This window comes from Methylobacterium sp. CCH7-A2 (genome assembly GCF_001557075.1).
Classification (GTDB): domain Bacteria; phylum Pseudomonadota; class Alphaproteobacteria; order Rhizobiales; family Beijerinckiaceae; genus Allobosea; species Allobosea massiliensis.
The window spans coordinates 1-5,172 of sequence record NZ_LSKN01000192.1 but is presented as its reverse complement, the minus strand read 5'-3'; the positions used below and the strand labels follow the sequence as shown (position 1 = coordinate 5,172).

Here is a 5,172-nt window from a genome sequence, read left to right as displayed (position 1 = left end):
GGTCTGGGCTGGGGGAAGGCTCCGGGACCCCCTCCCCACGAGGGGGAGGGGGTCCCGGAGCCTTCCCCCATGCCCAGACCCGTGATCGCGCTCGACTGGGGCACAACCCGCGCCCGCGCCTTTCTCATTTCGGAAACAGGAGAGGTTCTCGAGCGCCGCAGTGCCGACCAGGGCATCCAGTCGGTTCCCGCAGGTGGCTTCCCGGCCGCCTTCGAGGCCATCGCCGGCGACCTGCGCCGGATGGCGCCCGAGGCGCAAATCGTGCTGGCCGGCATGGTCGGCAGCCGCAATGGCTGGGTCGAGGCGGCTTATGTGCCGTGCCCCGCCTCGCCGGATGCCATTGCCGCGGCCGGACTGACGGTCGCGCTGGCCGACGGCACGCCTGCGCTCATCCTGCCCGGCCTCTCCTGCGATGAGGGTGCCTTCGACGTCATGCGCGGCGAAGAGACCCTGATCGTCGGGCTCGGGTTGGGGGACGGCATCGCCTGCCTGCCCGGCACGCATTCGAAATGGGCCCTCGTCGAGGGCGGACGGATCACCCGCTTCGCCAGCTTCATGACCGGCGAGATCTGGGGCCTGCTGCGGCAGAACTCGATCCTCTCCAGGCTCGCCGAAGAGCCGAGCGAGGAGGGGGCGCGGCTGGGCCTGGCGGCGGGCTTTGCCGCCGCGCGACGCCCGGGCGGCCTGCTCAACACCGCCTTCGCGGCCCGCTCAGAGGTGCTGGCCGGGCGCCTGCCGGGTTCGGCCGTCGGGCCCTATCTTTCGGCCCTGCTGGTCGGCCACGAGATCGCTGGTGCGCTGGCGTTGTCCGGGCGGCATGACACCGTCCATCTCGTCGCCGAGGGCGCCATGGCGGAGAGCTATGGTGCCGGCCTGGTCGCGGCGGGACTGACGGCGACCGTCACCACGCCGGAAGCCGCCTTCGTCGCCGGCATCCGTCGCCTCGCCGGAGCCATCGCGGCATGATCGTCGTCTTCGGTTCGCTCAATGTCGATCTGGTCACGCCGGTCGAGCGTCTGCCCGGCGCCGGCGAGACCGTCATCGGACCCTCCTACGCCCTCCATCCCGGCGGCAAGGGCGCCAACCAGGCGCTCGCCGCCCGCCGCGCCGGTGCCGAGGTGCGCCTCGTCGGCGCCGTCGGGACCGACGCTTTCGCCGACATCGCGCTTTCCTTGCTGGCGGCCGAGGGCGTCGACCTCGCCGAGGTCGCGCGGGTCGAGGCCCCGACCGGCGCCGCCTTCATCGCCGTCGATGCCGACGGTGCCAATCAGATCGTCGTCGCTGCGGGCGCCAATGTGGAGGCGAGCGCGACGCCCCTGGCGTCGCTGCCGCTCGGCGAGGGCGATATCCTGCTGCTCCAGCGCGAGGTGCCGGAGGCGGAATGCCTCAAGGCGGCACGGCGCATGAAGCAGGCCGGCGGCCGCGTCATCCTCAACCTCGCGCCAGCCGGGCCACCCGATCCCGCTCTGCTCGAATGCCTCGACATGCTCGTCGCCAACGAGCACGAGGCGCTGGTGCTGGCGCAGTCGCTGGGCTGGGGCGAGCGGGAGCCCGACGACATCGCCCGCCGCTGCGACGGGGAACTCGGCATCGCCTGCATCGTCACGCTCGGCGCCGAGGGCGTCGTCGGCTGGCATGGCGGAGTCCGCCGCCGGCTCGCAGCCCCCGCCATCAACGTGGTCGATACGGTCGCGGCGGGAGACAGCTTCACCGGCGCCTTCGCTGCGGCACTCGCCGCCGGCTACGGCTTCTCCGGCGCCCTGCAGCGGGGCCTCGCGGCCGGTTCGCTCGCCTGCACGGCGGCCGGGGCCCAGCCGAGCATCCCGCGCAAGGACGCGATTGAGGCTCTGGTCGGCCAGTCCTTCCTCTGAGAGGTTTTCCTCCAGTGCGTTTGCCGCGCCTTCGCATGGTCGCGGCAAGGCGGGGTTAAGGCTCTTCTCTCTCCGTCGATGCCGGGATGAGGATTGCGCCGCGCCCCGGCTTCCCCTTTCACCCTTCGGCAGGAACTGCGCCGCATCCTCTGAAGGATCGAGGGGAGAACGGCCGATGGGGCAGAATCCAGTCGTCTGGGCGCTCGGGATCGCGGCGATCGCATCGCTGGGCGCGGTGACCTTTGGTGGCAGATTGGCCAACGGGGTTGGGATGGGAGAAGCGCCCCGCGCTGCAAGCGTGACCGCGAGTCCGGCATTGAACCGGGCCAGCGAGCCGCCCGCCACGCCCTATCGCTCTGCCGAGCCGCCGACCCTGACAGTCGCGGCCGATTATCGCGGGCATTTCGTCGTTCACCCATCGATCGACAATTTCCGTGTCCAGATGCTCGTGGACACCGGCGCGAGCCTCGTCGCTCTGACGGCGCGGGATGCGAACGCTCTCGGCCTACGCCCCTCGCCCGGCGACTACAGGATGACGCTCAACACGGCCAACGGCACGGTGAAAGGGGCGCGCGTCACGTTGCGCGAGGTCCGCCTCGGCTCGATCCTGGTCCGGAATGTCGAGGCTGTCGTGTTGCCCGAAGGCGCGCTCTCGATGAGCTTGCTCGGCACATCCTTTCTCGCGAAGCTCAGGGGCTACGAGGTCCAGACCGGCCGTATGATCCTGCGCGGCTGAGCGGGCGGGTGCCTTTTCAAAAGAACGAGCCTGCCGGCGGCGGACCCGCTGGCAGGCTGATCGTGTCCTGATGCCGGCGATCCGGACGGATCAGCTGAAGCCGGGGCACATCGAGACGCCGGAGCGCTCGATCTGCTCGATGCTCGCGGTACCACCAGCCTTGCCCAAGCGCGGGCGCATATAGATCGGATCGCCGCCGATGGTGATGGCGCCGCCCTTGATGATCCAGCCGACGACGGGCGTGAAGTCGTAGCTCGCCTGCGCCATGACGATCGAGGTGTTGGGCAGGCGCAGATCGGCCGGGATGGCGACTGTGGTGCCGCGCGCGTATTTCGTCGAGTTGCGCTGCTCGCTCCAGCAGACCTTGGCGACCCCGGCGCTGTCGATGACGATGTGATGGACCGACATCTTCGGATTGGCGCTGGTGTACGGCATCATCACCGTCTGGGCCGCGTCGAAGATGTTGCTCATCTCGGTATCGGAGATTGTGGTGGACTGAGCGGTAAGGTCTGCGAGCGAGCGCGTCAGCTGCGTCACCTTGCGGTCGATCATCACGCCCTGGCCCGTCTCGACGATGCCGAAATAGATCGCCAGCATCGCCGGCAGGATCATCGCAAACTCGACCGCGGCGACGCCGCGGGCATCGCGGCGAAAACGTTGTGCGAGGTGCCGAACCGCCTTGCGGTTCGAAATGTTGTCGCAAGCGCGCGTCATCGGGGACCTCATGTCGCGGGCGCGTTGAAGGGCTCGGTCCGGAATGTCGTCGAGGCGACGATGCCGCGACGTCCTGAGCCGATGTTGACGAGGCTCGTGCTCCAGCTGGTGAAGTAGAGCGGATATTCGAGCACGGCCCGGACCACGACGATCTGCTGCGGCTGTGGCGCGGTGTAGCCGAAGCCGGTGGTGTTTAGCCCGCCGGCCGAGATGGGATTGGTGCCGTCGGTTCCGTTCTTGGCGTTGGCGAAGGAACTGTAGCTGCGGACGTCGATCACCAGCTTCGAACAGTCGACGAGCCCCGGCGCACTGGCGCAGACGTCGTTCTTGAACGCTTGCGTGTTGGTCGCCGCGTTACCGGTATACCGGGTCAGAGCCTCGCCGGTGAGCAGCCGGCGCGAGGTCTCCGAGACCGCTTCCTCAAGCACCTGGCTCGTCCAGAACATCAGCGCGGTTTCGACTATGGCGAGGAGCAGCGCGAAGAACGGGGCCGATATCATTGCGAATTCGACAGCGGTCGCACCGTCTTCCGAGCGGCGGAAGCGCGCGAACAGCCGCAGTCGCGCACGGCGCTGGGCCTGGGGCTTGCTTGCGGCGGTCGCTTCGGGGGCGATTGAGGAAGCGTCGGTCATGCCGTCCGGGTCCCGTTCTGGCGTCGCAGGTCGATGCCGCGACGGACCGGGCCGGCTTTCGCCCCTGGTCTCGTCGAATGCGGCATCGGTCAGATGACGCCTTCAATGTAAACGGCAAAGACTTGCCGATCCGTTAGACCGGCGGCATTCGCGGTCGAATCGCGGTTAGCGGGTCCTTAACCCTGTGCGGCCGTGTCTCAGCGCTTGCTCGCGCCCAGCGCCGCGCTATTCCGCGTGCTGGCCTGGGAACCGACCTCGCCGAAGTATTTCGGCGCGTCGCCGAGCTGGGCTGCCGGCTGGCAGACGGGCGTGCAGGAATAGCTCTCCCGTTCCAGCCCGCGCTGCACGGTCAGCACGGAATCGGAATCCGCGCCCACGCGCACGAGCGACTCCGCCAGGAGGGAGCCGGCTGCATCCAACGCGATCAGGTTGGTGACGCCGAAGCTCTTGCCGGTGACGATCATCACGCCGTTCTTCTGGACGGCGACATCCGCGATGGCGGGGTTGCCGACGATCACCGTCTGGGCCTTCTCCGGCAGCCGGACGACCTTGGCGTGGTCTACCTTGACGATCACGCTCTCGACTTTGCCGGCCGCTGGCGCCGCCCACACCGGCCCAGTCCCGACCGTCAGCGCGAACCCGGCGACGGCTGCTGCAAGCGCGGCGAAGCGCCCGGCGAGGCCGGGCCGATGGCGCCGAAGAGCGGCCGGAAGAGTGAACATCGCGCAGCCTCAAGATTTTCGTCCTGACAGCAAAGCGGAAAATGATGAATCAAACCCTAATCGCAGGCGGTCATCCCGGTTTAAGGGCGGGGACGGAGCGCTGCCGCAGGGACAGAGCTCTTGCGGGAGGGCATGGGCGAGCCCGGAGCTCCCCGAGAAAAGATCCGACGGACAGCAAAGCTTGCATTCAAAACGAGACGTTAACTGTCATAATCATGTATATATCAAATATAATCTATCGGGAATTGCTGAAATGTGATGTTAACCATCGCTCGAATGTCTGCCGGAACGGGCGAATTCTTCTTTCGCCTTAACCGGTCAGCAAGAGGGGCGGGGTAATGTCCATCTCGTCGCTGACCGAAGCCACATCAGAGCGAAGGCAGCCGTCAAACCGTGGTTCAAGAGGAGTTTCACATGACCAACGTTTTCGCTCGCTTCGTCAAGGATGAGTCCGGCGCCACCGCCATCGAGTACGGCCTGATCGCGGCGCTCGTCGC

At 67.6% G+C, this 5,172-nt stretch carries 7 protein-coding genes; 4 read left to right on the top strand and 3 right to left on the bottom strand.

Annotation, left to right across the window (positions count from 1 at the left end):
* The first annotated feature begins 69 nt into the window (after positions 1 to 69).
* The 3 genes from AX750_RS14750 to AX750_RS14740 all read left to right on the top strand — a co-directional run bounded on the left by AX750_RS14750 (position 70) and on the right by AX750_RS14740 (position 2,607).
* Entirely contained in the window at positions 70 to 966 is an 897-nt protein-coding gene (locus tag AX750_RS14750) for a 2-dehydro-3-deoxygalactonokinase (RefSeq protein ID WP_066734107.1), read from the top strand.
* Positions 963 to 1,871 carry a ribokinase gene (locus AX750_RS14745; RefSeq protein ID WP_066734101.1) on the top strand — a complete coding sequence of 303 codons (909 nt, stop codon included), beginning with the start codon at positions 963 to 965 and terminating at the stop codon, positions 1,869 to 1,871. The genes AX750_RS14750 and AX750_RS14745 overlap by 4 nt, the downstream gene beginning before the upstream one ends.
* Positions 1,872 to 2,046: 175 nt before the next feature.
* Entirely contained in the window at positions 2,047 to 2,607 is a 561-nt protein-coding gene (locus tag AX750_RS14740; RefSeq protein ID WP_067254526.1) for a TIGR02281 family clan AA aspartic protease, read from the top strand.
* 90 nt (positions 2,608 to 2,697) lie between these two features.
* On the opposite strand, the gene AX750_RS14735 is transcribed toward AX750_RS14740, so the two are convergent.
* The 3 genes from AX750_RS14735 to AX750_RS14725 all read right to left on the bottom strand — a co-directional run bounded on the left by AX750_RS14735 (position 2,698) and on the right by AX750_RS14725 (position 4,675).
* Complete coding sequence (locus tag AX750_RS14735; RefSeq protein WP_066734091.1) at positions 2,698 to 3,321, bottom strand: TadE/TadG family type IV pilus assembly protein; 624 nt, start codon at positions 3,319 to 3,321, stop codon at positions 2,698 to 2,700.
* A gap of 8 nt (positions 3,322 to 3,329) precedes the next feature.
* Positions 3,330 to 3,953: a TadE/TadG family type IV pilus assembly protein gene (locus AX750_RS14730; protein ID WP_066734087.1), complete on the bottom strand. Its 624-nt coding sequence runs from the start codon at positions 3,951 to 3,953 to the stop codon at positions 3,330 to 3,332.
* A 197-nt stretch (positions 3,954 to 4,150) separates the two neighbouring features.
* On the bottom strand, positions 4,151 to 4,675 hold the full coding sequence (locus AX750_RS14725) for a pilus assembly protein N-terminal domain-containing protein (protein ID WP_082734941.1): 525 nt from the start codon (positions 4,673 to 4,675) through the stop codon (positions 4,151 to 4,153).
* A gap of 414 nt (positions 4,676 to 5,089) precedes the next feature.
* Between AX750_RS14725 and AX750_RS14720 the strand changes: the two genes are divergently transcribed.
* Positions 5,090 to 5,172, top strand: an 83-nt coding sequence (locus AX750_RS14720) for a Flp family type IVb pilin (RefSeq protein ID WP_156449769.1), incomplete at its 3' end; no start/stop codon positions are given.